22 protein-coding genes are annotated in these 22,729 nt (G+C 69.4%); 5 read left to right on the top strand and 17 right to left on the bottom strand.

Going from position 1 to position 22,729, the window contains the following annotated elements; all coding sequences use genetic code 11:
* Positions 1-78: 78 nt before the first annotated feature.
* From hslU to AC3ARF_RS01325, 12 genes are all read right to left on the bottom strand, one after another.
* On the bottom strand, positions 79-1,449 hold the full coding sequence (gene hslU / locus AC3ARF_RS01380; protein ID WP_498929605.1) for an ATP-dependent protease ATPase subunit HslU: 1,371 nt from the start codon (positions 1,447-1,449) through the stop codon (positions 79-81).
* A gap of 2 nt (positions 1,450-1,451) precedes the next feature.
* Entirely contained in the window at positions 1,452-2,003 is a 552-nt protein-coding gene (hslV, locus tag AC3ARF_RS01375; RefSeq protein ID WP_498929603.1) for an ATP-dependent protease subunit HslV, read from the bottom strand.
* 169 nt (positions 2,004-2,172) lie between these two features.
* Positions 2,173-3,060, bottom strand: coding sequence for a tyrosine recombinase XerC (gene xerC, locus AC3ARF_RS01370; protein WP_498929601.1), 888 nt, complete (start codon positions 3,058-3,060; stop codon positions 2,173-2,175).
* A complete protein-coding gene (locus AC3ARF_RS01365) occupies positions 3,050-3,724 on the bottom strand; it encodes a DUF484 family protein (RefSeq protein ID WP_498929599.1) in 675 nt (224 codons plus the stop codon). The genes xerC and AC3ARF_RS01365 overlap by 11 nt, the downstream gene beginning before the upstream one ends.
* Entirely contained in the window at positions 3,721-4,587 is an 867-nt protein-coding gene (gene dapF / locus AC3ARF_RS01360; RefSeq protein ID WP_498929597.1) for a diaminopimelate epimerase, read from the bottom strand. Before dapF ends, AC3ARF_RS01365 begins: the two co-directional genes overlap by 4 nt.
* Positions 4,580-4,849 (bottom strand): LPS translocon maturation chaperone LptM, encoded by a 270-nt coding sequence (gene lptM / locus AC3ARF_RS01355; protein WP_498929595.1) that lies wholly within the window; start codon positions 4,847-4,849, stop codon positions 4,580-4,582. The genes dapF and lptM overlap by 8 nt, the downstream gene beginning before the upstream one ends.
* Before the next feature lie 47 nt (positions 4,850-4,896).
* Positions 4,897-5,289: a YbaN family protein gene (locus AC3ARF_RS01350; protein WP_498929593.1), complete on the bottom strand. Its 393-nt coding sequence runs from the start codon at positions 5,287-5,289 to the stop codon at positions 4,897-4,899.
* A gap of 75 nt (positions 5,290-5,364) precedes the next feature.
* The gene (locus AC3ARF_RS01345; protein ID WP_498929591.1) at positions 5,365-7,572 is read right to left on the bottom strand and encodes a S9 family peptidase; all 2,208 of its coding nucleotides are present in this window, start codon (positions 7,570-7,572) and stop codon (positions 5,365-5,367) included.
* Between the two features lie 86 nt (positions 7,573-7,658).
* Positions 7,659-9,803, bottom strand: coding sequence for a prolyl oligopeptidase family serine peptidase (locus AC3ARF_RS01340; RefSeq protein ID WP_498929590.1), 2,145 nt, complete (start codon positions 9,801-9,803; stop codon positions 7,659-7,661).
* Between the two features lie 107 nt (positions 9,804-9,910).
* The gene (locus tag AC3ARF_RS01335) at positions 9,911-10,300 is read right to left on the bottom strand and encodes a hypothetical protein (RefSeq protein WP_498929588.1); all 390 of its coding nucleotides are present in this window, start codon (positions 10,298-10,300) and stop codon (positions 9,911-9,913) included.
* A gap of 127 nt (positions 10,301-10,427) precedes the next feature.
* A complete protein-coding gene (locus tag AC3ARF_RS01330; protein WP_498929586.1) occupies positions 10,428-11,444 on the bottom strand; it encodes a patatin-like phospholipase family protein in 1,017 nt (338 codons plus the stop codon).
* 1 nt (position 11,445) lies between these two features.
* Positions 11,446-12,414 (bottom strand): helix-turn-helix transcriptional regulator, encoded by a 969-nt coding sequence (locus AC3ARF_RS01325; RefSeq protein WP_498929584.1) that lies wholly within the window; start codon positions 12,412-12,414, stop codon positions 11,446-11,448.
* Between the two features lie 158 nt (positions 12,415-12,572).
* Here AC3ARF_RS01325 and AC3ARF_RS01320 point away from each other — a divergent pair, with 158 nt between their 5' ends.
* The 5 genes from AC3ARF_RS01320 (at position 12,573) to AC3ARF_RS01300 (ending at position 18,255) form a co-directional block, all read left to right on the top strand.
* Positions 12,573-15,557, top strand: coding sequence for a molybdopterin oxidoreductase family protein (locus tag AC3ARF_RS01320; RefSeq protein ID WP_498929582.1), 2,985 nt, complete (start codon positions 12,573-12,575; stop codon positions 15,555-15,557).
* Positions 15,554-15,781: a hypothetical protein gene (locus AC3ARF_RS01315; RefSeq protein WP_498929581.1), complete on the top strand. Its 228-nt coding sequence runs from the start codon at positions 15,554-15,556 to the stop codon at positions 15,779-15,781. The genes AC3ARF_RS01320 and AC3ARF_RS01315 overlap by 4 nt, the downstream gene beginning before the upstream one ends.
* Positions 15,778-16,551, top strand: a complete 774-nt coding sequence (locus AC3ARF_RS01310) for a 4Fe-4S dicluster domain-containing protein (protein ID WP_498929579.1) — start codon at positions 15,778-15,780, stop codon at positions 16,549-16,551. Before AC3ARF_RS01315 ends, AC3ARF_RS01310 begins: the two co-directional genes overlap by 4 nt.
* Positions 16,548-17,504, top strand: a complete 957-nt coding sequence (locus AC3ARF_RS01305) for a dimethyl sulfoxide reductase anchor subunit family protein (protein WP_498929577.1) — start codon at positions 16,548-16,550, stop codon at positions 17,502-17,504. The genes AC3ARF_RS01310 and AC3ARF_RS01305 overlap by 4 nt, the downstream gene beginning before the upstream one ends.
* 97 nt (positions 17,505-17,601) lie before the next feature.
* Positions 17,602-18,255, top strand: a complete 654-nt coding sequence (locus tag AC3ARF_RS01300) for a DUF481 domain-containing protein (protein ID WP_498929575.1) — start codon at positions 17,602-17,604, stop codon at positions 18,253-18,255.
* 14 nt (positions 18,256-18,269) lie between these two features.
* Here the strand turns inward: AC3ARF_RS01300 and hemC are convergent, their stop codons facing one another.
* The 5 genes from hemC to AC3ARF_RS01275 all read right to left on the bottom strand — a co-directional run bounded on the left by hemC (position 18,270) and on the right by AC3ARF_RS01275 (position 22,297).
* Entirely contained in the window at positions 18,270-19,187 is a 918-nt protein-coding gene (gene hemC / locus AC3ARF_RS01295) for a hydroxymethylbilane synthase (protein ID WP_498929574.1), read from the bottom strand.
* 91 nt (positions 19,188-19,278) lie between these two features.
* Positions 19,279-20,007 carry a LytR/AlgR family response regulator transcription factor gene (locus AC3ARF_RS01290; protein ID WP_498929572.1) on the bottom strand — a complete coding sequence of 243 codons (729 nt, stop codon included), beginning with the start codon at positions 20,005-20,007 and terminating at the stop codon, positions 19,279-19,281.
* An 11-nt stretch (positions 20,008-20,018) separates the two neighbouring features.
* Positions 20,019-21,080 carry a sensor histidine kinase gene (locus AC3ARF_RS01285; protein ID WP_498929570.1) on the bottom strand — a complete coding sequence of 354 codons (1,062 nt, stop codon included), beginning with the start codon at positions 21,078-21,080 and terminating at the stop codon, positions 20,019-20,021.
* 3 nt (positions 21,081-21,083) lie between these two features.
* On the bottom strand, positions 21,084-21,770 hold the full coding sequence (locus AC3ARF_RS01280) for an alpha/beta hydrolase (protein ID WP_498929568.1): 687 nt from the start codon (positions 21,768-21,770) through the stop codon (positions 21,084-21,086).
* Between the two features lie 56 nt (positions 21,771-21,826).
* Positions 21,827-22,297, bottom strand: coding sequence for a hypothetical protein (locus AC3ARF_RS01275; protein ID WP_498929566.1), 471 nt, complete (start codon positions 22,295-22,297; stop codon positions 21,827-21,829).
* Between the last annotated feature and the right edge of the window lie 432 nt (positions 22,298-22,729).

Genomic DNA, 22,729 nt, shown 5'->3' with positions numbered 1-22,729 from the left:
ATCTCCCCCTGTCGGCGCGCACCGAGGACCGTAGCCCGGTGCGCGTTAAGCTCACGTAAAGCAAATGCCGCCCCGCGGTTACAGGATGTAACGGCTCAGGTCCGGGTCCTGCACCAGCTCGCCCAGATGCGCATCGACATACGTGCGGTCTATGGCCACGCCCTGCCCGTCGCGATCCGGCGCCTCATAGCTCAACGTGTCGAGCAGGCGCTCCAGCACCGTGTGCAGGCGGCGCGCGCCGATGTTCTCCTGGCGGTCGTTCACCTGCGCGGCGATCTCGGCCAGGCGCTCGACGGCATCGGCGCTGAACGAAAGGTCCACGCCCTCGGTGCGCATCAGCTCCACGTACTGGGTGGTCAGCGCCGCCTTGGGTTCGGTGAGGATGCGGACGAAGTCGTCCTTGCTCAGCGCGCCCAGCTCCACCCGGATCGGGAAGCGGCCCTGCAACTCGGGGATCAGGTCGCTGGGCTTGGCCAGGTGGAACGCACCCGATGCGATGAACAGGATGTGGTCGGTCTTCACCGGCCCGTACTTGGTGCTCACGGTGGAGCCTTCGACCAGGGGCAGCAGGTCGCGCTGCACGCCCTCGCGGCTGACATCGCCGCCGGTCGCACCAGGCTGGCTGCGCTTGGCGACCTTGTCGATCTCATCGATGAACACGATGCCGTGCTGCTCGCACGCTTCGATCGCGGCGGCACGGATGTCGTCCTCGTTGACCAGTTTGGCCGCCTCGTCCTCGACCAGCAGCGTGCGCGCGGCCTTGATCGTCAGCTTCTTCTTGTTGGTCTTGTTGCCGGCCACCTGCGAGAACATCTGCCGCAGCTGTTGCCCCATCTCTTCCATGCCGGGCGGCGCCATGATGTCCACGCCGATGTTGACCGCGGCATCGACTTCGATCTCACGCTCGTCCAGCGCGCCACTGCGCAGCTGCTTGCGCAGCTTGATCCGCGTTTCCGACTCCTGCGCCGATGGCTCGGCCTGCGCGGCCTGCGGGTCGAAACCGATGCCGGTCACGCGGCGCGGCAGCAACGCATCGAGGATGCGGTCTTCGGCGCGTTCCTCGGCCTGGGTGCGCACCTGTACCTTGGCCTGCTCGCGGTACAGTTTGACCGCGGTGTCGGCCAGGTCGCGCACGATCTGCTCCACGTCCTTGCCGACGTAGCCCACTTCGGTGAAACGCGTGGCCTCGACCTTCACGAACGGCGCGTTGGCCAGCGTGGCCAGGCGCCGCGCGATCTCGGTCTTGCCCACGCCGGTGGGGCCGATCATCAGGATGTTCTTCGGCATCACCTCGTTGCGCAGCTCCGGCGCCAGCTGCATGCGGCGCCAGCGGTTGCGCAGTGCGATCGCCACCGCGCGCTTGGCCTGCTGCTGGCCGACGATGTGGCGGTCGAGTTCCTGCACGATCTCGCGCGGGGTCATGGTGGCACTGCTGGTGTCGGGTTTCATGCTCACAGTTCCTCCACCACGACGTTGCGGTTGGTGTAGATGCAGACGTCGCCGGCGATGCCGATTGCCTCCGTGGCGATGGAGCGGGCGTCGAGTTGGGTGTGCGCCATCAGCGCGCGCGCGGCCGACAGCGCGTACATGCCGCCGGAACCGATGGCGATGATGCCGTCCTCGGGTTCGATCACGTCGCCGGTGCCGCTGATGATCAGCGAGGTCTCGCGGTCAGCCACTGCCAGCAGCGCCTCGAGCTTGCCGAGGCGGCGCTCGGTGCGCCAATCCTTGGCCAGCTCGACGGCGGCGCGGGTCAGCTGGCCGTGTTTCTCCAGGTTGGCCTCGAACAACTCGAACAGGGTGAACGCATCGGCCGCAGCGCCGGCGAAACCGGCGATCACTTGGCCGTCGCGGCCAAGGCGGCGCACCTTGCGCGCGTTGCCCTTCATCACGGTGGCGCCGAGGGTGACCTGGCCGTCGCCAGCGACGGCGACGCGGCCGTCGCGACGCACGGACACGATGGTGGTGGCGTGGAAGACGTTTGGATTCTGGCTCGGGCCCATGGGGACCTTCCTGGGGGAGGAAACCCATGGATGGGGGTGGGTCTTGCGTCCCTCAAGGGTTACTGGGGGCGGGCATGGGGTGCCCTCGCAAGTCGCTCCCCGATACTCGCTTGGTTGCGAGAGCACCCCATGCCCGCCTCCAGCCCTTGGCGGTGACGTCTCACCGCTCTCACCCCTTCCGCTTGGCCCGCGGATGCGCCGCGTCGTACACCTTCGCGAGGTGCTGGTAGTCGAGGTGGGTGTAGATCTGCGTGGTGGCGATATCGGCGTGGCCGAGCAGTTCCTGCACACCGCGCAGGTCACCCGAGGATTCGAGGATGTGGCTGGCGAAGCTGTGCCGCAGCAAGTGCGGATGCACGCGCTTGAACAGCCCCTGGCGCTGCGCCAGCTGACGCAGGCGCAGCTGCACCGCGCGCGACGTGATCGGCCCGCCGCCGCGCCCCGGGAATACCGGCGCGTCGCTGGTGGCGCCGGTGGACGCACGCCATTCGTGCAGCGCCGTGCGCGCGAAGGAGCCCAGCGGCACGCTGCGCTGCTTGCTGCCCTTGCCCAGCACCGTGACCAGGCCATCGGCCAGGTCGAGGTCACGCCAGCGCAGCGCGCACAGTTCGCCCAGGCGCAGGCCGGAGGAATAGAACAGTTCCAGCAACGCACGGTCGCGCAGGCCGAGTGGCACGTCGGTGGGCACTTCCACCAGCGCCTTCACCTCGTCCGGGTCGAGCACCTGCGGCAGCTTGCGCGGCGCCTGGGGTGCACGGATTCCTGCGACGGGACTCGCGGCTAGCCGACCGTGCCGCACCAGCCAGCCGTAGAAGCTGCGGCACGCGGACAGGCGCCGCTGCAGGCTCTTGGGCGACAGGCCACGGCGGTGTTCGGCGGCGACGAAGCCACGGACCTGCTCCGGCTGTAGCTCGAGCACATCGATAGCCTGTGCGTCGCTCCACTGGGCCAGTGCCTCGAGGTCGCGGCGGTAGGCATCGATGGTGTGCGCGGACATGCGCCGCTCCACCGTCAGGTAGGCGAGGAAATCCTCGACCGCGGGAAACTCAGTCCGCATACCTCGCCAGTGCCGCGGTCAGCGATTCGCCCATCATGCGCAGGAACAGCGTGCCCATGCCGGGGAAGAAGCGGTTGGGGTCGCGGCTGCCCACGGCCACCAGGCCGATGCCCGGCAGCGGCAGCAGTGCGGTGGACTGCACATCCTCGGCTCGCGGGCCATACAGCACGACGTGCTTTTCCGGCTGCAGGCGACCACACAGCGGCTCGCCCGCGCCCATGCAGTCGCGGAACGAATGCAGGCGCGCGTCATCGCTGGGCATCACCTGCAGCCACTCGGCCTCGTCCAGTCCGGCCACGGGCTTGAACAGCACCATGCGCACCAGGTCGCCGTTGAAGTCCTCGGCCAGCGAGGCCGCCATCGCGCGCAGCGTGTCCGCGGCCGTGCCCTGACGCATCAGTGCCAGCGTGAGCTGGTGCGTGCGCACGGTCAGGCGCTCGTTCTCCTGTGCGTTGCCGAACAGGTCCTGCAGGCGGCGGGCGAGTTCGCGGTTCTTGTCGCGCAGCACCTCGAGCTGGTAGCTGGCCAACGAGGCCGCCGGGCCTTCGTCGCGCGGCACCACCAGGCTGATCGCGAGGTCGGGAAACTGCTGCAGGAAGCGCGGGTGGCGCCGCAGCCAGATCGCGACTTCATGGGCGCCCAGCTTCTCAACGGTATCGGTCATGGCGTCGCGTTCTCGCTCAGGAGGCCTTCGAAGACGAAAGCAGTGGGGCCGGCCATGGCCAGCGGCGCATCGTCGGCCGGCCAGCGGATGCGCAGTTCGCCACCGGGCAGCGTGACCGCGACGTCGCGCGCCACGCGGCCCCGGCGCATCAGCACCGCTGCCGCGGCGCAAGCGCCACTGCCGCAGGCCAGGGTCTCGCCAGCGCCACGCTCGTACACCCGCAGGCGGATGCGGTCGAAGGCGTCCACCTGGGCAAAGCCGATGTTGGCCGACTCGGGGAAGGCGGGCTGCGCCTGCAGCGCGGGGCCGAGCGTGGCCACGTCGGCGCTGGCGGTGTCGGGCACCTCGAGCACGGCGTGCGGGTTGCCCATCGACACCGCGCCGAAGAACTGGGGCGTGCCCGCAACGTCGAGGACGTAGGTGTCCTGCCTCTGCTCGAAGCCACGCAGCGGCACGCGTGCCGGCTCGAAGTCCGGCACGCCCATGACTACTTCGAAACGCCCGTCGCCGAGGTCGGTGACCGCATGGGTGCCGACCGGGCTGTCGAGCTGGAACTGGCCGCCGGCGGGAGCGGCCCCATCGCGCACCAGCCACGCGGCGATGCAGCGCGCGCCATTGCCGCACTGCTGCGATGGGCTCGCGTCGGAGTTCCAGATGCGGTAACTGGCGACCGAGCCGGCGGCGCGCGGCGGCTCCACGGTCAGGATCTGATCGCAACCCACGCCGCGGTGACGGTCACCGAGCAGGCGACACAACGTGGCATCGGGCGCGGGCACGCCATCGCGCAGATCGATCACGACGAAATCGTTGCCGGCGCCGTGCATCTTGCTGAAGCGCAGGCTCGAAGCGGAGGTCTCAGCCATCGCCGTCCTGCGGGGCGGGGTCTGGCGGTGTGTCGGCGGTTGGCACCGGCGGCACATCGGGCGCAGTGGCGTCGGGCGCGGGGGCGTCTGGCGCGGTGGCGTCGGCAGGCACCGGCTCGGCGGGCACCTCATCCACCGGCGTCACCGGCACCGTCTCGTCCACCGATACCGGCGCCTGCGGCAGCACCAACGGGCCCTTGTTGCCGCAGCCGGCGAGCGGCAGCGACAACGCGATCAACAGCATGGCGGTTTTCAGCTTCATCCGCGCAGTGTAGCGCGACCCCGCGATGGCTCAATGCCGGGCAGCGGTCAGGGCTCCGGGCGCATCCACAACCACATCGCCACCACGGCCATGACCGCGCTGCCCAGCGCCGCCATCCACCAGGCGGGCGCGGTCAAGACCATGATCAGGGCACACACGATCATCATCCCGATGGCCAGGCGCTTGGCGCGGCGGCTGACCGCCCCGCTGCGCTCCCAGTCGCGGATCATCGGCCCGAACTGACGGTGCGCGTGCAGCCACGCGTGCAGGCGCTTGGAACCGCGCCCCGCCGCGAATGCGGCCAACAGCACGAACGGCACCGTCGGCAGCCCGGGCAGCACGATGCCGACCAGGCCCAGGGCCAGCGCGGCGTAGGCCAGCAGCCACCAGGCCCAGCGGAATCGGCCGAGATGCGCGTCGTCCGGCGGTTGTTTAGTCATGGGCCAAGTATGCGGCAGTGAGCGGCAACGCTGCCGCTCGAACCCGGAACCACCGGCTGGCGCGACAGCATCACGTCAGTCCGACAAGGAAGCACCTTGCTTGACGCCCAACTGGTCCAACAGGAACGCATACATCTCCGACAGCTCGCGATACCGGCGGAAGCGCCCTGACTTGCCGCCGTGCCCCGCGTCCATGTTGGTGCGGAACAGCACCGGCAGCGGCGAGGTGTTCAGGTCACGCAACCGCGCGACGTACTTGGCCGGCTCCCAGTACTGCACCTGCGAATCCCACAGCCCGGTTCCCACGAACATCGCCGGGTAGGCCTGCGCCTTCAGGTTGTCGTACGGCGAATACGACAGCATGTAGTCGTAGTAGTCCTTCTTTTCCGGATTTCCCCATTCGTCGTACTCGTTGGTGGTCAACGGGATCGACGGGTCGAGCATGGTGGTGACCACGTCCACGAACGGCACCTGCGACAGGATCACGCGGTAACGGTCGGGCGCCAGGTTGCTGATCGCGCCCACCAGCAGGCCGCCGGCGCTGCCACCGTAGGCCGCCACGCGGTCCTTGGCTGCATAGCCTTCCCTGACCAGGAAGTCGGTGACGTCGATGAAGTCGGTAAAGGTGTTCTGCTTGTGGAACAGCTTGCCGTCGTCGTACCACTTGCGGCCCATCTCCTGGCCGCCGCGGATGTGGGCGATGGCATACACCACGCCGCGGTCGAGCAGGCTCACCACCGGCAGGTTGAAGCCCGGGTCGATGGAGTTGCCGTAGCTGCCGTAGGCGTACTGCAGCAGCGCCGCCTTGCCGTTCTTCTCGAAGCCCTTGCGGTACACCAGCGACACCGGGACCTTGGTGCCGTCCTTGGCCGTGGCCCAGACGCGCTCGGTGGTGTACTTGGACGGGTCGTAGCCCAACACCGGCTGCTGCTTGAGCAGGCGGCGCTCGCCCGACCGGGTGTTGACCTCATACGTGGTGGCCGGCGTGGTCAACGAGGTGTAGGTGTAGCGCAACCAGTCGGTGTCATGCTCGGAATTGGTCGACAGGCCCATGCTGTAGGCAGGCTCGTCGGCACCCACGTACTCCTCCTGGCCATCGGGCTTGAGCAGGCGCAGGCGCTCCAGGCCGTTGCTGCGCTCGCTGATGGCGCTGAAGCCGTCGAACAGCTCGAAGCCTTCGATGAACACGTCGTCGCGGTGGCCGATCCACTCCTGCCAATGCGCGCGCGAGGTCGCGTCGCTGGGCGCGGTCATCAGCTTGAAGTTGGAGGCAGGCTTGCCATCCCTGCCCGGCGCGTTGGTGCGGATCACCCAGCGGCCCCCGTGGTGGTCGGCCTGGTATTCCACGTCGCGCTGACGCGCGGCGAGCACGGTGAAGTTGTCGGGATTGGCGGCCGGGGCACAGCGCGATTCGCTGGACACCGTGCTTTCCACGCCGATGCAGATGTACTGGTCGTCGCGGGTGCGACCGATGCCCATGTAGAAGCTGTCGTCGTGCTCCTCGTATACCAGCACGTCCTGCGCGACGGGGGTGCCGAGCACGTGCTTCTTCACCCGCACGGTGAGCAGGGTTTCCGGGTCGTTCTCGACGTAGAACAGGGTCCTGTTGTCGTCCGCCCACACCAGGTTGGGGGAGACGCCGGTGATGGTGTCGGGGTACACCTCGCCGGTGTCGAGGTTCTTGATCCGCACGGTGTACTGGCGACGACCCACCGCGTCCTCGGCCCAGGCCAGCAGTCGGTTGTCCTGGCTGACTTCCCAGTCGCCGACGCTGAAGTAGTCCTTGCCCTGGGCCATGACGTTGACGTCGAGCAGCACCTGCTCGTCGGCATCGGGGGTCTCGCTGGCCTTGAGCACGGTGGCGGCATTGGCGCCGGCGACGTCCTTGCGGCGCGCATAGATCGGGTAGTCCTGGCCGGTGGCGAAACGGCTGTAGTACCACCAGCCGCGCTCGCGATACGGCACCGAGCTGTCGTCCTGCTTGATGCGGCCCACGATCTCGTCGTACAGCGCGTTCTCCAGCGGCTTCAGCGGCGCCATCAGCGCATCCACGTAGGCATTCTCGGCGTTGAGGTACGCGAGGACTTCGGGGTTCTTGCGCTTGTCGTCGCGCAGCCAGTAGTACTCATCAACGCGCTGCGCGCCGTGCGGGGCCTTGACCACGTGCGGCTTGCGGGCGGCATCAGGGGCGGGCGGCAGGTCGGTGCGGCCGGCAGCGCCGGCGAGGCTGGGGGTGGTGGTCATGAGCAGCGTGGCCGCCAGGATCAGGGAAGTGGGCTTCATGGAATGGGGTCCATCCTAGTCAAAAGCAACGGGCGCCCCATGGAGGCGCCCGTTGCGGTATCACGTCAATGCCTCACGGCGCCCGCTCACTTGCTCAGCTGGTTCCAGAGGAAGGTGTAGGCCAACGCGCTCATGTGAGCGGCCTGCGCGTTGTTGGCCGCACCACCGTGGCCACCCTCGATGTTCTCGTAGTAGCGCACATCCTTGCCCGCCTCCGACATCAGCGCGTGCATCTTGCGGGCGTGGCCCGGGTGCACGCGGTCGTCGCGGGTGGAGGTGGTGAACAGGGTCGGCGGGTACTGCTTCTTCGCGTCGAACAGGTGGTACGGCGAGAAGGTCTGGATGTACTCCCAGTCGGCGGTGTCGGGGTTGCCGTATTCGGCCATCCACGACGCGCCGGCCAGCAGGTGGCTGTAGCGCTTCATGTCCAGCAGCGGTACCTGTACCACCACCGCGCCGAACAGCTCGGGGTACTGGGTCAGCATGTTGCCAGTCAGCAGGCCACCGTTGCTGCCGCCCTGGATGCCCAGGTGCTTCGGCGAGGTGATCTTCTTGGCGACCAGGTCGCGGGCGACCGCGGCAAAGTCCTCGTACGCCTTGTGGCGGTTGGCCTTGAGTGCGGCCTGGTGCCAGCGCGGGCCATACTCGCCGCCGCCGCGGATGTTGGCGACCACATACACGCCACCCTTCTCCAGCCATCCCTTGCCGGCGCCGGCGTTGTAGCTGGGGGTCAGCGCGATCTCGAAGCCGCCGTAGCCGTACAGCAGTGTCGGGGTCTTGCCGTCCAGCTTCAGGCCCTTGGGCTTGACCATGAAGTACGGCACCTTGGTACCGTCCTTGCTGGTGGCGAAGTGCTGCTCCACCACGTGCCGGGTGCCGTCGAAGAACACCGGGTTGGTCTTCAGTACTTCGGGCTGCTGGCCCGACGCGCCGGGCTCAAGCTGGGCCAGCGACAGCGAGGTCGGGGTCAGGTAGTCGGTGGCGGTCATCCACACTGCGTTGCTTTCGTCGGCGTCCACCGCGCTGACGGCCACGGTGCCGAGGGTCGGCACGCCCACCATCGGCGCACTGGCCCACGCGGCGCCCTGCGCGGCGTCGGCCGCGGGCGGCGTCAGCACGCTGATGCGGTTCTTCACGTCCTCGAGCACGTTGACGACGAGGTGGTCCTTGGTCCAGCTGTAGCTGGCCAGCGACGTACGCTCGGTCGGCGCAAACAGCGTGGTGAACACGCGCTGGCCGGCCATGAAGTCGTCGAACTTCGTGGCGATCAGGCTGCCCGCGGCATGGGTCTGGCCGCCCGCGGCATACGGTTCACGCAGCTCCAGCAGCAGCCACTCCTTGTGCACACCCTTGTTGGCCGAATTGGGCGCGTCGATCTTGGTCAGCCTGCCGTCCTTGCCGCGCAGGTACAGCTCATCGTTGTAGAACGCCAAGGTGCGGCTGACGAAGTCGCGCTCGTAGCCCACGGTGTCGTCGTGCATGCCCGCGATGTACATGTCGTCGGCCTTGCCTTCGTACACCACGGCGGCGGCGGACATCGGGGTGCCGCGCTTCCACTGCTTGACCACGCGCGGGTAGCCTGACGAAGTCATCGACCCGGGGCCGAAGTCGGTGTAGACGTAGACATTGTCCTGGTCGATCCAGCCCAGGCCGCCCTTCGCCTCGGGGCGGAAGAAGCCGTCCTTGATCCAGGTCTTGCTGGTGAGGTCGAACTCGCGGGTGACGTCGGCGTCGGCGCCGCCGCGCGACAGTGCGACAAGGCAGCGTTCGTACTTGGGCTTCAGGCACTGCGCACCGTGCCACACCCAGTTCTCGCCTTCGGCCTTGTTCAGGGCGTCCAGGTCCAGCACCGTTTCCCACTTCGGCTCGGGCTTGCGGTACTCGTCCAGCGTGGTGCGGCGCCACAGGCCGCGCTGGTGGTTCGCGTCCTTCCAGAAGTTGTAGTAATAGGGCCCGATCTTCTCCACGCCGGGGATCTTGGCGGTGGAGTCGAGGATGGCGCGGATGTCGGACTCAAGCTGCTTGAACGCCGGGGTGGTGGCCAGCTCCGCTTCCGCCTTGGCGTTCTGCTGCTTGACCCAGGTAAGGGCGCGCTCGCCTTCGACGTCTTCCAGCCAGGCGTAGGGGTCGGTCATCGCGGTCTCCTTGGCGTGGGCGAATCCCACGGTGGCGACGGTGGCGAAGCCGGCGGCGGCCACCAGGTGCTGGCAGGCCTTCGACAGTTGCGTCATGGGTTCTCCGAACGGGCATCCAAACCCCGGACGCTAGCACACCCCCGGAGCCGCACCCGCGTGGCCAAAGTCATGGCGCCCCGGGTGCGGGCCGGGCCAGGCAGGCGTCAGGCTGCCCGCGCGCGCACCGGCGTCCCCGTGCCCCGGGCCCGGCGGCGGGCCTGCGGCTTGGTGCCGCGACGGCGCGCGCGAATCGCCGGTGCCGCCGGTTTGCGGCCGCCCCACCGCAGCGGGAAACCACGGATGGCCCACAGCGCCACCAGCGGCATGCCCAGCAACCACATCGGCAGCCAGCCCACGCTCACCGCCGAGCCGCGGGCGTCGGGCAGCAGCAGCACCAGCACGGCGCCCACCGCCAGCAGGAGTCTCAATGCCTCGTCCACGCGCGGGTCGGGCGCCACGTGCCGGGGTGCGCCCGCTAGCCGGGGACAGGCCCGCGTGTCAGTAGCGCTGGCTGCAGTGGACGGACGGGCAACGGCGGCGAGCATGCGGGTCATGGCGGTGGCTCCGAAGGTGTGGAGACACCATCACTCGCGCTTGTCTCAGGGACTGCGACCCCCACCGGCCCGTTGGCCGCCAGTTGCGGTGTCGGCGGGGTCGGTGGCGGCATGGGCCGCCAGCGGCTCAGTACCCCGCCGCGTTCAGCACCTTGTCCGCTTCGCGCCGGCCGATCTCGATCAGTTCGCCGGCGCGCCAGAACTCGTAGAACTGGCAGGCGTCCCGCGGAATGCGGATCACCAGCTCGGGCGGGTCGAGCGCCATCTGCACCCGCGCGATCTGTGCCTGCATCGTGTCCAGCGAGCGGGCCATCAGCTCGGTGAACCCGAGCGGCGCCGGCATGCCGATGGACGCCAGGGCCGAGACCGGCGCCTGCCGCTGCGCCTCGTCGCGAAAACGTCGGGCCAGCCAGCTCATGACCCGGGAGCGCTCCATTTCGGGCGCGAGGGGCGTCTCCGGAATACCCTCGATCTCGCGCTCGCCCGCACTGGCATCGGTAGCCGTCGGGTTGCGAGCGCCATCGCCGGCTCCGTTGCCGCTGGCCAGGCGTCCGACCGGCCGGTCCGGCCAGCTGTGCATGTCGACGGCGATCAGGCGGTGCGCACCGGACAGGCGCGTGGCGGCAATCGGCAGCGGCGCGAGAAGGCCGCCGTCGACCAGCGCGCGGCCGCGCACGACGTGCGGGGTAAAGATCCCGGGGATTGCGATCGATGCGCGCACCGCATCCCACAGGTCGCCCTCGCGAAGCCACACCTCGCGCTGGCGCATGAGATCGACGGCGACCGCGGTGAACGGGATCGCCAGTTGTTCGATGCGGTGGTCACCGGCCTGCTCGCGCAGGGCCTGGATCAGGCGCTCGCCGCCAAACAGGGAGGGCTGGCCGAATACCGGGTCCAGCAGGCGAAGCATCGCGGTGCGGCTCAGGCCCAGCAGCCATTTCTGGAAGTCGGGCAGCCGGCCGGACGCGTACAGGCCCCCGACCAGCGCCCCGCTGGACGAGCCGGCAATCGCGACCACGCGCAGGCCGCGCGCCTGCAACGCCTCGATCACCCCGATCTGGGCAAAGCCGCGCGCGCCGCCGGCACCCAGCACCAGCGCCACCGGTTCGCCCTGTTCGATCTTCGGCGCGTCGGCGGCCGCCATGTCAGCGCTCGTAGTTGCCCAGCGCCAGCGACAGCAGCGCCCGTGCCTGCTCGCGCAGCACCGGCGGCTCGATGATCTCGGCGTCGGCGCCGTAGTGCATCACATCCATCAGCAGTTCGCGGCCGGCGCTGTAGGGCACCTTCAGCTCGTAACGGCCGTCGGCGAGGAAGCGGCCCTGTTGTTGCGAATGCCAGTGTTCGTCGGCCACCCAGCGCGCGGCCTTGGCACTGAACACGATGGTGGCCCAGCCCTTGGGCGTGCCGGAGAAGATGCCGTAGCTGGACGCCAGATGCTGGTTGAGCTCGTCCTCGGGCAGGTCGCGCGCCGCGGCATCGCCGACGCGCGCATTGCCGATGCGATCGACGGAGAAGCTGCGCAGTGCTTCGCGCGCATGGTCCCAGGCATCGAGGTACCAGTTGTCCCGGTAATGGGTCAGCCGCTGCGGCGACACGGTGCGGCGGGTGGTCTCGTCGGTGGATCGCGCGCGGTATTCGAAGGTGAGCTGCTTTCGGTCCAGCACCGCGGTGGCGACGTTGCGGAAGGCGTGTTCATCGAGGCGGCGGGTGCGGTGCGGCACCACGCGCACGCGCTCGACCGGGATGCGACGGCCGCCGGCATGTTCGTCGAGCAACTTCTCGATGCGGTGCTGCAACGGCGCCAGCGCGTTCGACAGCACCCCACCGCCGCTGCGCATCAGCAACTGCTGCGCGGCCAGCAGCGAGTGCAGCTCTTCCGAGCTCAGCCACAGGCCCGGCAGCTCGAACCGTTCGTTCTCGCTGTGGTCGTAGCGGAAGCCGGCCTCACCGTTGCCGACCAGGGGCGCCATCAGGCTGTCGCGCAGGTAGGCGAGGTCGCGGTACACGGTGGCGCGCGAGCACTCCAGCTCGTCCTGCAGGCGCTGCACCGTCACCGGATAGCGCGCGGCGGACAGGATGCGATGCAGGGCGTGGATGCGTTCGATGCGTTCCATGGCGGGCCGGAAGGCGGGTGGCAGGGCTTTAGGATGGCACACGCGGCCCGCCAAGGACCGCGCCGCCGTCACTTAACCGCCAACGGCGACCCCGCGAGCCCCCGCGCCACGTGGCTGGCGACGTGGTGTCGCGCAGGCGGCGCGGGCACAATGCGGGCATGCGCTTGCCCCCGGAACCGGCCATCGACACCTCGCCCTCGCCGGGCGACGAGGTCAAGACCACGACCTGTTACATGTGCGCCTGCCGCTGCGGCATCAAGGTATGGCTGCGCGACGGACGGGTGCGCTACATCCAGGGCAACCCCGACCATCCCGTCAACCAGGGCGTGCTGTGTGCCAAGGGCTCGGCGGGGATCATGCAGCACTACTCACCCGCACGGCTGGACAAGCCCTTGCTGCGCGTGGGCGAGCGCGGCAGCGGCGAGTTCCGCGAGATCGAATGGGACGAGGCACTGCAGATCGCGACCGACTGGCTGGCTCCGATCCGCGAACGCAATCCCGATGAACTGGCGTTCTTCACCGGCCGCGACCAGTCGCAGGCGCTGACGGGCTGGTGGGCGCAACAGTTCGGCACGGTCAATTACGCGGCCCACGGCGGCTTCTGTTCGGTGAACATGGCGGCCGGCGGCCTGTACACGCTGGGCGGCAGCTTCTGGGAATTCGGTGAGCCCGACTGGGATCACACGCAGTACCTGATGTTGTGGGGCGTGGCGGAGGACCACGACTCCAACCCGATCAAGCTCGGCCTGGGCAAGCTCAAGGCGCGCGGCGCGAAAATCGTGGCGGTGAACCCGGTGCGCAGCGGTTACGGCGCCATCGCCGACGAGTGGGTCGGCATCCGCCCCGGCACGGACGGCCTGTTCGCCTTCGCGCTGATCCACGAGCTGCTCAAGGCCGACCGCATCGACCTCGATTACCTGGTGCGCTACACCAACGCGCACTGGCTGGTGGTGCGCAACCCGGGCGGCGCCGATGACGGGCTGTTCGCGCGTGACGCCGAGGGCCGGCCGTTGTGCTGGCAGCGCGGCGACGTGATTGCGGCACCTGCAGACCAGGCAGTCCGCATCCACGCATCGCCGGGCAAGGAGGACAGGAGCGATGGGCCTCGCGAACATACGTCGGGCCGCGTCGTTGCCGCGGATGCCATCGGCATCACGCCCGCGGTCGTCGGCGAAGTGACCCTGCCGGACGGCCGCCGCGCCGTCCCCGCGTTCCACCTCCTCGCCGAGCGCTACCTCGATCCGCAATACGCACCCGATGCGGTCAGCGAACGTTGTGGCATCCCCGCCGACACCATCCGCCGCGTTGCCCGCGAACTGGCGGAAACCGCCTTCGAGCGCGAAGTGCGCCTACCAATCGCGTGGACCGACGCCTGGGGCCGCGAGCACGACGAGATGGTCGGGCGCCCCGTGGCGTTGCACGCCATGCGCGGAATCAGCGCGCACAGCAATGGCTTCCACACGTGCCGCGCGCTGCACCTGCTGCAGTTGCTGCTGGGCGCGGTGGATACGCCCGGTTCGTTCCGTTACCAGCCGCCCTACCCCAAGCCGATCCCACCGCCCAATCGCCCCGGCAAGGCGCGGCAGGCCAACGGTGCGCTCGACGCGGCGCCGCTGGGTTTCGTGCACGGACCCGAGGACCTGGTGGTGGATGCCGATGGGGCGCCGCGCCGCATCGACCATGCGTTCTCGTGGGCCTATCCGCTCTCCGCGCACGGGATGATGCACACCGTGATCCGCAACGCATGGGCCGGCGACCCGTACCGCATCGACACGCTGCTGATGTTCATGGCCAATATGGGCTGGAACTCGGCGATGAACACCGCGCAGACCATCGGCTGGCTGACTGACAAGGATGACCGCGGCGAATACCGCATCCCGCGCATCATCTACGCCGATGCGTACGCCAGCGAGACCGTGGCGTACGCGGACCTGGTGTTGCCCGACACCACTTACCTCGAGCGCTTCGACGCGATCAGCCTGCTCGACCGCCCGATCTCCGATGCCGACGGCGCCGCCGATGCAATCCGCCACCCGGTGCTGGACCCGGCGCTCGGCGGCAGCGCGCACGCCGACGACGGCGCCGACGCCACGCCGCGAAGCCGCGACGTGCGCGGCTTCCAGAGCGTGCTGCTCGACCTGGGCGCGCGGTTGGGACTGCCGGGCATGGTCAACGACGACGGCTCGCCGAAGTACCGCGACTACGCCGACTACATCCTGCGCCACGAACGCGCGCCCGGCGTGGGCCTGCTGGCCGGCTGGCGCGGCGAGGACGGCTCGCGCGAGGCCAAGGGCGCGCCCAATCCGGACCAGCTGCAGCGCTACATCGAACACGGCGGTTTCTGGCGCAGCGAGATCCCCGAGCACGCGCGCTACTTCAAGATGGCGAACCGCGGTTACCTGGACTGGGCGCAGCGCATGGGCTTCCTCGGCCACGCGGAGGCCATCCCGTTGCAGCTGTACTCCGAGACGCTGCAGAAGTTCCGCCTGGCCGCGCTGGGCCATGGCCCGCAGCAGCCGCCGGATGCCCACCGCAAGCGCGTGGCCACCTACTTCGACCCGCTGCCGATCTGGTACGAACCGTTTGAAGGCGCACAGGCCGTAGGCACGTTTCCGCTCAGCGCCGTCACCCAGCGGCCGATGTTCATGTACCACGCCTGGGGTTCGCAGAACGCATGGCTGCGGCAGATCGCCACGCGCAACGTGTTGTTCCTGCACCCGGACACCGGCGCGCGCCATCGCATTGCCGATGACGACTGGATCACCGTGACCTCGCACCACGGCACCATCACCGTGCAGGCCAAGCTGGCCGCCAACGTGCAGCCCGACACGGTGTGGACGTGGAATGCCATCGGCAAGCGCAAAGGCGCGTGGCGCCTGGACCCGGACGCCCCCGAGGCGAACCGGGGCTTCCTGCTCAACCACCTCATCAGCGACATCACCCCGCGCGGCGACTACGCCAATGCCGACCCGGTCACCGGCCAGGCCGCGTGGTTTGACCTGCGCGTAAGCATCGCCAGGGCCGACGGCGCGGTGGAGGCCGCGCCCCGGTTCGCACCCCTGCCCCATGGCGGGGCGGATCCGCGGCCGTTGCGCTATGGCGCCGCCTTCCGCATCGCCACCAAGCCCGGAGACAAGCTATGAACGAAGGACGCCGCATCGCCGGCTGGCTGTGCGTGGCCCTGGCCTTTGCCGCGGTCGTGCTGCTGGGCTATGGCGCGATCGATCCGATCGGCGTGTCCGCCACCCAGGCGACGGCCTCGCTGGCCGCGATGCTGTTTGCGCTGCTGCCCACGGTACTGGGCGCGCTGGCGCTGTTCGTGCTGGGCCTGTGGCTGCTCAAGGGCGCCAAACGGGGCCGCCAATGACTGCACTGCCACCGCCATCGAAGAAGAAGCTGGGGCTGGTGATCGACCTCGACACCTGCGTCGGCTGCCATGCGTGCGCGGTGAGCTGCAAGGAGTGGAACGCCGGCGGATTCGCTGCCCCGCTCACCGACGAGCAGCCGTACGGCAAGGCGCCGTCGGGCGTGTGGTTCAACCGCGTGCACAGTTATGAACTGGCGGCGACCACCGGCTGCGCCGCCAGTGCCGGCACCGCGGCCGAGGCCGCGCAACCGGCGATGACCCTGCACTTCCCGCGTTCGTGCCTGCATTGCGAGCAGCCAGCCTGCGTGACCGTATGTCCCACGGGCGCCAGCTACAAGCGTGCCGAGGACGGCATCGTGCTCGTGGACGAAGACAAGTGCATCGGCTGCAAGCTGTGCTCGTGGGCCTGCCCCTACGGCGCGCGCGAGTACAGCCACGTCGAAGGCGTGATGAAGAAATGCACGCTGTGCATCGACCGCATCTACAACGAACACCTCGACGAAGCCGAACGCCAGCCGGCTTGCGTGCAGGCCTGCCCCACGCGCGCGCGCCATTTCGGCGACCTTGGCGATCCCGAATCCAAGGTGTCGAAGCTGGTCGCCGAGCGCGGCGGCGTCGACCTGATGCCCGAACTGGGCTATCAGCCCACCAACAAGTACCTGCCTCCCCGACCTCGTCGCGCCGGATCCGCCGCACCCACCCAGGAGACCCTGGACACCGCGCAACTGCCCGGCGTCCTTCGCTGGCTCGACCGGGTGCTGTCGCGATGAATCCAGCCTTCTCCGTCATCGTTTTCACCACGCTGTCTGGCGCGGGCTACGGACTGTGGTGCTGGCTCGCGCTGCGGCTTGCGGTGGGCGGCGTTACGCGTGCCGACGCCGGCGTGTGGCTGGCGGGACTGTTGCTCGGTGGCGTGTTGGTCACAGCCGGCCTGTTGTCGTCGCTCGGCCACTTGGGCAAACCACGACGCGCCTGGCGCGCGTTCTCGCAGTGGCGCACCTCGTGGCTGTCGCGCGAAGGGGTGGCGGCCATGCTCACCTTCGTGCCGGCCTCGCTGTTGCTGGGGCTACTGGGCGCGCGCCATCTTGACCTGGGCGGCCACGGCTTGGGCTACCTGCCCGCCGGGTGGTGGACGCTCGCCGCCAGCCTGCTGGCCGTGGGCAGCCTGGTCACGGTGGCGTGCACAGCGATGATCTATGCCTCGCTCAAACCGATTCCGGCCTGGTGCCAACCGCTGGTGCTGCCGGGCTACCTCGGCTTTGCGTTGTTCACCGGAGGCGTGCTCGACCAGGCGGTACTGGCGTTGTCCGGACGGACTGTTCCGGGTACCTGGGCGATGCTCGCGATGGCGGCGGCCCTGGTGCTGCTGAAACTGGGCTACTGGCGCGCCATCGACACCACGCCGCTGCCGGTCAGCCGCGGCGATGCGTTGGGACTGCCAACGCGCCAGCCCAGCGTGTTCGAGCGCCCGCATACCGAAGCGAACTACATCACCCGCGAGATGGGCTACGTGCTGGCACGAAAGCACGCGCGTGCATTGCGCGGGTGCGCGCTGGCGTTGTTCGGTGCGGTGCCGATGCTGTGTCTGTCGCTGGGCGTGGTTTGGCCGAGCGCCGTGCCCGCACTGCTTCTGCTGGCCACGCTGTCCGCACTGCTGGGCACGGCGGTGGAGCGCTGGCTGTTCTTCGCACAGGCGCGGCACGTGGTCAGCCTTTACTACTGAGCACCGCCAGAGGCGGCCTGCGTTGGTCCCGCCGCCCGGGATGCCTCGCAGCCGGCTTTTGGCATAATCAAAGTCCACTCCCTCGCGCAGCCTTCGCATGCTCGGTGCCGTTGGACTGGCCCTGCTGTCGGGCCCGTTCGTGTCCTTCCCCACGCCGGTGTACGGCGGCGAGCCCGCATTGATCGTGCTTGCCAGCGACCCGGCGAACCTGCGCCTGCGCTGCTATTCCACGCAGTGCGGCGACCGCGAGTGGCGGCTGGCCGGCGATGCGAAGGCGCAGCGGCTGGTGACCGCCAGCCGCGCTCCGGTCAGGCTGCCCGGCAGCCACCGCCGCGCCCCATTGAGCGCTCCAGCCACCCGCCGCGACGCCGCCGCCCACTACGCCGACCATTTCCGCGTGGGCACCACTTACGGCTACGACGCACTGCGGGACGGCGACACGCGGCTGGGCCTGAACTTCGGCGCCGGCTACCGGCTGGCGCCGCTGCACGATGATGGCGTTCGCCGCGCCGGGCCGGTATTCCGCGGCGAGTTGCGCGTCGGCCAGCGGCTCGGCGAGCGCGCTGAATGGACCCAGCGGATCCAGGTGGAAGCGGGGCGCGGCGACACCTTCGTCAAGCAGTCGATCGGGCTCGACGTGGCCCTGTGGCCCGAATGGACACTGGAAACCGATGCAGTCATCCGCCATCGCCCGGATGCGGACACGTTGCGCACCGCCGAGGGTTGGCTGGGAATCCGTCGACGGTTCTGATCGCCCGGAAGGTGTCAGACCGCAGCGTTGATCAGGTCCCGCGCGCCCTGCTCCAGCAGCGCCTGCGCCACTGCGGTGCCCAACTGCGAGGGCACAGCGGCCGCACCTTCGCCGTGTGCGCGCACCACGGTGCCGTCGGTCGCCGAGCCCACCGCGCCTTCCAGCTGCAGTCGATCGCCCTCCAGCGAGGCATAGGCCGCCACCGGCACATGGCAGCTGCCGTGCAGCGCCAGGTTCATCGCGCGCTCGGCCGACACGCAGGTCCGGGTAGGCGCGTGGTCGAGGACCGCGCACAGGGTCTGCACCTCGGCGTCGTCGTCACGGGTCTCGATGGCGATGGCGCCCTGCGCCGGCGCAGGCAACCACTGGGGCGCATCCAACCGCGCACGGATCCGCGACTCGAAGCCCAAGCGCGCCAGACCCGCACATGCGAGCACGATGGCGTCGTAGTCGCCCGCGTCCAGCTTGGCCAGGCGCGTGTTGACGTTGCCGCGCAGGTCCAGCAACTGCAGGTCGGGGCGCAATGCACGCAGCTGTGCCTGACGACGCAGCGACGACGTGCCCACGCGCGCACCCTGCGGCAACGCGGTGATGCCGTCGAAGTGGTTGCTGACGAAGGCGTCGGCGTGGTCGGCGCGCTCCAGGATGGCCGGCAGGGCGAAGCCGGGCTCCAGTTCCATCGGCACGTCCTTGAGCGAATGCACGGCGCAATCGGCTTCGCCGCGCTGCATCGCCAGCTCCAGCTCCTTGAGGAACAGGCCCTTGCCGCCGATGGCCGCCAGGGAGCGGTCCAGCACCTCGTCGCCACGGGTGCTCATCGGCACCAGCACCACCTCCAAGCCGGGGTGGGCGGCGCGCAGGCGGGCGGCGACGTGCTCGCTCTGCCAGAGGGCGAGCGGGCTCTTGCGGGTGGCGATGCGCAGGGTCTTCATCCGACCATTATCGGTGATCGCGGCATCGGCCGCGCGAACCAGGCACCTTTCCCTTGCCGCCCGCGGCCAGGCAGCGACGCGGCAAGCCGGCTTACAGGTGCTTCAGCGTCTCGCGCAGGTGCGCCACGCAGCGCCGGCTGACCTCCAGCGGCTGCCGACCATGGCGCAGGACCGCCTGCGTATGCCCATCGGGGGCGCGGCGCAGCTCGGTGATCTCGTGGCGGGCCACCAGGCAGTTGCGGTGGATGCGCACGAAGCGCTCGCCGAACTCCTCTTCCAGCGACTTCAGCGACTCCTCGATCAGGTCCTCACCGCGGGCGTGGTGCACCACCACGTACTTCTCCTCGGCCTGCAGGTAGTGCACGTCCTCGATCGGGATCAGGCGCAGGCTGCCGCGCAGGCGCGCGCACAGGTGGCTGCGGCGGCGGCAGTCGGCGGCGGGCGCCGACTGCTGGCGGCCGGCGGCGAAGGTGCGCACGCGCTGCAGGGCCGCGACCAGCCGCTCGGGGCGCACCGGCTTGACCAGGTAGTCGATGGCCTCGGCTTCGAAGGCCGACAGGGCGTGGGCATCGTAGGCGGTGCAGAACACCACGGCGGGGCGCGGCTCGAACGCCGCCAGGTGCCGCGCCGCCTCCAACCCGTCGATGCCCGGCATGGCGATGTCCAGCAGCACCAGGTCCGGGTTGAGCTCGGCGCAGGCATGCAGCGCCTGCTGGCCGTCGGGCACCTCGGCGACGACCTCGATGTCGCCCATGTCCGCCAGCAGCCCGCGCAGACGCTCGCGGGCCAGTGGTTCGTCGTCGGCGATGATCACCCGCATCGGCATCCCCTTCATCCGGCGCGCGGCCCGCCCCCCAGCGGAACGCGCAGTTCACACAGATAGTAGTCCGCCTCCCAGCGCGCGGTCATCCGCGCCCGGGGGCCGTAGTGGTAGCGCAGGCGCTGGCCGATGTTGGCCTGGGCGTGCTGGGCGCCGCGGCCGTCGCGCTCGCGCGGCGGGGGGGCCGGGTTGCGCACCCGCAGGAGCAGCTCGTGGCCTTCCACGGACAGCGCGATCTCCACCGTGCCGCCCTCCGGCAGGCGCGAGATGCCATGCAGCACCGCGTTCTCCAGCAGCGGCTGCAACACCAGCCGCGGCATGGCGAAATCCCACGGCAGCGGCTCGTCGCGGTACCAGTTCACATTCAGCCTATCGCCCAGGCGCAGTTGCTCGATGGCGAGGTAGCGCTCGGCCAGTTCCACCTCTTCGGCCAGCGTGGAGTCGCCCTTGTTGGCGCCGAGCGCGGCGCGGAACAGGTCGGACAGGTCCAGCACCGCGCGCTCGGCCACGGCGGGGTCGCTGCGCACCAGCCCGGCGATGGTGTTCATGCTGTTGAACAGGAAATGCGGCTTGATCCGCGCCTGCAGCGCCTCGACCTCGGCGCGGGCGCTGGCGCGCACCTGCGCCTGCCAGCCGTCGTTGATGTACAGGTAACGCAGCACCACCGCGGCAATGAGCATGGTGATCGCCGCCGCGCCCCAGGCGAAGCGCAGCAGGCTCACCGCGGGTGGCACCAGCGCGTAGCCGAGGCTGCTGTCGATCACGTGCACCATCGAGGCGCCCACCGCCGCGATGATCCCGGCTCCCAGCAGCGCCAGCGTCGCGCCCACCGGCGGCGGCAGGCGCGACAGCGCGCGACGCGAGACGCAGAGCAGCACGGACGCGGTCAACGCCAGCCACAGCGCGAAGCCGCTGGCGGTGATGAAGCGCTCGAGGTCCCAGCGCGCGCCGCCGTCAGGCGACAGCGCCAGCACCACCACCACCAGTTCGGCCACGCCCAGCATCACCGCCAGCCGCGGCAGCCGGCACAGGTCCGGCAGCCAGGGTTCGCGCTCGGTGCCGGCGTGGGCCATCGGTCAGGCGTCGGTGAAGCGCCGGGTCAGCCACTCGCCCAGGTCGCGGATCTGCTCGGCGCAGACCTGGTGCGCCATGGGGTAGGCGTGCCAGTCGACGCTGAAACCCAGTTGCCGCAGCAGCCCGGCGCTGAACTGACCCGCCTGCACCGGGACGACCGGGTCCATCGTGCCGTGGGCCATGAACACCGGTTGGGCCTTCGCCTCGGTCCGCGCAAACTCACCGGCCTTCTGCGCTGACGGCACGTAGGTCGACAGCGCCACCAGCCCTGCCAACGGATGCGTCGTACGTACGCCCCACGCAAGCGTGATCGCGCCCCCCTGCGAGAAGCCGGCCAGCACGATGCGCTCACGCGGGATGCCCCGCTCGACCTCGCGCGCGACCAGCGTCTCGACCTGTTCGATGGACTCGGCCACGCCCGCCTCATCGGCGCGGCTGGCCAGGTCGAAGTCCTTGATGTCGTACCAGGCACGCATGCGCGCACCGTTGTTGATGGTCACCGCGCGCACCGGCGCATGCGGGAACACGAAGCGGATCGCGGGCCAGTCCGGGCGCAGCAGCTCGGGCACGATGGGTTCGAAGTCGTGGCCGTCGGCGCCGAGGCCATGCAGCCAGATCACCGACCACGTGGGCGACGGGCCGGTCTCGCGTTCGACGGTTTCAAGCAATGAGGGGGCAAGGCTGTCCATGCCCGCATTGTGGCCGCAGCCGCCGGGGCGTGCCAGCGGCGCGGGTCGCGGTTTGCTCAGCCAGCCGTTGCCTTCGACCGGGTGGCCACCTTGATGGTGGACGGGTCGGGGAACTTGCAGGTCTTGAAACCGGCCTCGTAACGGCACGTGGTGACGTTGCCGTACGCGTCGGTCCAGCGCTCGGTGCGATCGGACACATAGACGTCCCAGCGATTGCCCTCGTGGTCCCTGATCACCCGCGTGGCATTCGCCTGGGTGGCGCCGGCGAACTTGCGCTGGCTGTCGTCGCAGCTCTGGATTCCACCCGTGGGCGCCGTGGCGAACGACTCGTCCTGGGTGCCCGCCAGGCATTTGACGACGCGTCTGCCGGCGTGGTCGTACTCGCGCCACATGTTCGGACCTTCGCTCCAGCCCTTGCCGGTGGGCGCCGGCACATAGCCGTCGGGGAGCCGGGAACGGGCCTCCGTGGCCCCGGCAAAACAGGGAGCAAGGGTGAGCACGAGGGCGACGGCGAGCTTGCAGGACATGGTGCGGCGGCTTCTTACAGGATCCGCCCCGAGGCTATCGCCTGCACCCGGTGTGAAAAGGTGCGCCGCGTCGCAATCCCGGACGCGCTGCACACGCTGTCGCGATGGCACCTCGTTTCACTGGTCGCGAGGCGCCGGAATCAGCAGCACCTTGGAAGAGTGGAAGCCCGGCGGTTGGCGACAACAGGGGTTGGTGGGCCCACCAGGATTCGAACCTGGAACCAAGGGATTCGCGTAGCCCATCGGTTTCCCGACGGCGCGGACTATCTCTTCGCCCTTCGTCACACGCAGTGGCGTGGGACGGGTGGGGCGCGGGACGCTCTAGCCTGTCATCAAGGGCACTTCAGCCCCCAGGTAGTCTCTGCACCTTCCGGCGGTGCACCGCCGGCTTGGCTCAGGGTTGCCACCGTCCGCGCTGTGCGCGCCGCTGAG

It is taken from the genome of Lysobacter sp. KACC 24251, from assembly GCF_057747755.1.
The sequence above is the reverse complement of the archived record's forward strand: the minus strand, read 5'-3'. Positions and strand labels throughout refer to the sequence as shown.